Here is a 3,546-nt window from a genome sequence, read left to right as displayed (position 1 = left end):
CAACCCCAGGCGGGCCACTAAAACTGCCGCTTACGGCTGCTGTTAATTCGGGATTAGATGAACTTGCGAGGGCTACATAGCGTTCATCAACGGCCCCCGCTCCGCTTGGGTCAAATCCGCGCCAACCGGTGCCAGGTAGATAAACCTCTGCCCAGGCGTGGAGGTCGTAGCGATCGGGCTTTGGTTCCACTAGGTGGTAACCACTCACAAAGCGAGCTGGTAAACCAATGCATCTGCAACATTCGATCATCAACACTGCTAGGTCGCGGCAGGAACCAACCCGTTCCCTCAAGGTGCGCCCTGCCGGCCAAGGGGGACCATGGTGGCGTTGGGTGTAGTTCACCCGCTCTTGAATCATCTCCAGCAGTTGTTGCAGGAAGGTGAGGCAGTGTTGGTCGCTGCCGATAATCGCCTCCTGGGCTAAGGCAATGGCGGCTGGATCATGCTGACCATTGGGCAGCCAGCCCTGCAGATTACTTAAAAGATCAGCATTTAGCCTGCCGATTGGATAGGGCAAGCGCGGTTCCTGTTCATCCAAACAGAGTGAAAGTAGAGGGGGCGAGCTAGTGATCAACTCAGCTTCTGAAATGATTTCAAAGCGATCGGTGCTACCAACAAAACGCGCCCGCAGGATTTGATCGCCACCAGCTGCTATTAATTCAAATTGGTGGCATGGTTCTGGATTAAAGCTGATTTTATGTTGGATTAGTTTTTGGAATCCGATACTGCGGGGCATCAAACACAGCCGATGGGGGCCGAGCTGCACGGGTTTTGTATAGGTATAGACAAAGCGATGGCTTATTTTTACGTGCATTGGCTTGAAGTGAAGTAGCGGGTTTCAAATAGTGTGTGGAGATCGTTGATTTGTAATTGCAATTGATCAATAACCTGATGAAGGCCTTGATCGATCACATCGCTCACTTGGGAATAGTTCCAAGTGGCCTGGAGGCGCCCCAGGCTGCGGCTAAGGGGATGGCCGCTTTGCAGTAGTGGTTTTTGATCAATACTTGCAATTGCCTCGGCAATACCATTAAGGCAATAGCGCACGGAACGGGGAAAATCTGGATCCAATAATAGAAATTCAGCAACTCCACTAGGGGTTATCGGTTGTTGGGTGTGTTGGCGATACATTTGATAAGCGCTGGCGGATCGTAATAAAGCAATCCATTGCAATTCATCTAAAGCACCACCCACATCTTCAGGGCTTGGCAGCAGTAGGAAATATTTCACATCGAGGATCCTTGCAGTTTTTTCCGCCCTTTCAATCAACCGGCCAAGATTGGCAAAATGCCAGCTGATATCCCTTCTCATACTGGAATCTGCTATGCCATAAAGCTGCTGGCAGCCGCGCCTTATCAGTTGCAGTTGTTCTGGTAGGGCCTGCTGCCAAAAACTTTCACCCGGTTGTAAATCGAGATGTAAAGCATTTAGTTCTTCAAATAATTCATTGGGGATTACCTCACGGATTTGGCGGGCATTTTCGCGGGCGATGGCAATGCAATTACAAATGGCATTTGGATTTTGTGCTTGGGCAAGCAGAAACCATTCCACCGCTGCAGCATCACCCTCAGGGTGTAATTCTTTAAATAAGTTGCTTTCAGCGCAAGCTTCAATCAGCGGCAGCCACACTGCATCTCCCCCTGCCGGTGAATCCAGCGCCATCGACATACTCACATCTAAGAAGCGGGCTAAATTATCGGCCCGTTCCACATAACGAAAGATCCAGTAGAGCTGTTCTGCTACACGGCTGAGCATGAAACCACCCAGGTGTCTTTACTGCCGCCGCCCTGGGAGGAATTAACCACCAAGGAGCCGCGTTTTAAAGCAACTCTTGTTAGTCCCCCTGCAGTTACCCAACTCTTTTTACCCCGTAATATGTATGGCCTTAAATCCACGTGGCATGGATAAAGCTCCCCTTCACTGAGGGAGGGAACCGTTGAAAGTTGAAGTGTTGGTTGGGCGATGTAATTGCGAGGATTAGCTTGGATTAATTCACTGAAACGCTTGAGTTCTTCGCTGCTCGAATGGGGACCTATCAACATTCCATAGCCCCCTGCTTCCGATACCGCTTTTACTACTAGTTCTGGCAGATGTTCCAGCACATAACTGCATTCTTTTGGCCGGGAGCAAAGAAAAGTAGTTACGTTTGGAATAATAGTTTCTTCATCTAGGTAGTAGCGAATCATCTGGGGTACATAGGCATAGATAAGCTTGTCGTCGGCAATGCCGGTGCCAGGGGCATTGGCAATGGCAACTTGGCCTTGGCGGAACGCTTCCATAAGGCCGCTTATGCCGAGCATTGAATCTTTGCGGAAACAGGTGGGATCAAGAAAATCGTCGTCGATACGTCGGTAGATCACATCTACCCGTTCAAGGCCATTGGTACTACGCATCCATACCCGATTGTCTTCACAGATCAAATCTGTGCCTTCCACGAGTTGGATGCCCATCAAGCGGGCTAGGTAGCTGTGTTCGAAATAGGCGCTGTTATGCACCCCAGGGGTGAGGAGTACCACTTGGGGGCTGTCGGTCCAGGGGGCTATCTCCTGCAGGGTTTGCAGTAGTTGGGAGGCGTAGTTATCGATGGGGGCGATTCGCTGGCTTTGAAATAAACCGCCAAAAAGTTGCTTCATCACGCGGCGATTTTCGAGGAAATAGGCAACTCCTGATGGGCAGCGCAGGTTATCTTCCAGCACCCGCCAGGTGCCATCGCCATCGCGCACTAGGTCGAGGCCTGAGATATGGCACCAGCGACCGAGGGGAGGAATTAATCCCTGCATTTGCGGCCGCCAGCCCTGACTACTGGTTATTTCTTCTACAGAGATAATTCCATCTTTGATTATTTTCTGGGGCCCATAGATATCAGCAAGAAAGAGGTCGATCGCTTCAAGCCTTTGGATTAAACCCGCTTCCAGCACGGCCCAATCCTGTTGATCGATCAGCCGCGGCAAAGGATCGAAGGGCAAAATTCTTTCGCTGGCCTCTGAATTGCTGTTGTAGAGCCTGAAGGTGGCACCTAGCCGTTTAAGAAGTTGTTCAGCGGCCCGGTGATTTTCATTCAGTTGGCTAAGTCCCAGGGCCCCCAACTGATCCATCAGCGCCCCCATCGCTTTACGGGGTGTGTGGCTGGGACTCATGTATTCATCGAAGCCACCCATTGGCACATAGGTTTCAAACATAGGTTTCAAACATAGGTTTCAAACATTGGCTTCAGCTGTTGCAACCTATCTATGGTGCGGAATCAAGCCGCCCGCCCATGGTTCCCATTGCTACACAATCAACATGCGGCTAGTAATTAGCGATCGAATTGTGTAATTTGATACTTATTTTATCTGCAAGCTTCATTTGCTGATGATCCTTTCACTGCTGGCAAACTTAGGGGTGAAAAAAGCTCTTTAAGGCTGCCTTTGCTCTGCTCTTCTGTTAGGGCAGCATTCAAAGCTGCAAGCAGTCCTGGGCTGCCTTTCCTTATGGCAATGCCAAATGGTTTGGCTGGAAAGCAAGCTGCCACATCTAAAAGGCGAAACCGATTGCGGTCTTTAGCAA

4 protein-coding genes are annotated in these 3,546 nt (G+C 50.2%); all 4 read right to left on the bottom strand.

The window, feature by feature from the left end; all coding sequences use genetic code 11:
* Window positions 1-814 (bottom strand): transglutaminase family protein (locus tag AC2JC8_RS09795; RefSeq protein ID WP_484594646.1); only part of this gene is annotated, 814 nt, incomplete at its 3' end.
* Window positions 805-1,755: an alpha-E domain-containing protein gene (locus tag AC2JC8_RS09790; RefSeq protein ID WP_484420397.1), complete on the bottom strand. Its 951-nt coding sequence runs from the start codon at window positions 1,753-1,755 to the stop codon at window positions 805-807. The genes AC2JC8_RS09790 and AC2JC8_RS09795, both read right to left, overlap by 10 nt.
* Window positions 1,740-3,179, bottom strand: coding sequence for a circularly permuted type 2 ATP-grasp protein (locus AC2JC8_RS09785; protein WP_484594645.1), 1,440 nt, complete (start codon window positions 3,177-3,179; stop codon window positions 1,740-1,742). Before AC2JC8_RS09785 ends, AC2JC8_RS09790 begins: the two co-directional genes overlap by 16 nt.
* A 149-nt stretch (window positions 3,180-3,328) precedes the next feature.
* Window positions 3,329-3,546: hypothetical protein (locus tag AC2JC8_RS09780; RefSeq protein ID WP_484594644.1), on the bottom strand; the 218-nt coding region annotated here is incomplete at its 5' end.

The organism is Synechococcus sp. (assembly GCF_982614295.1).
This window is presented reverse-complemented; position numbering and strand designations above follow the sequence as displayed.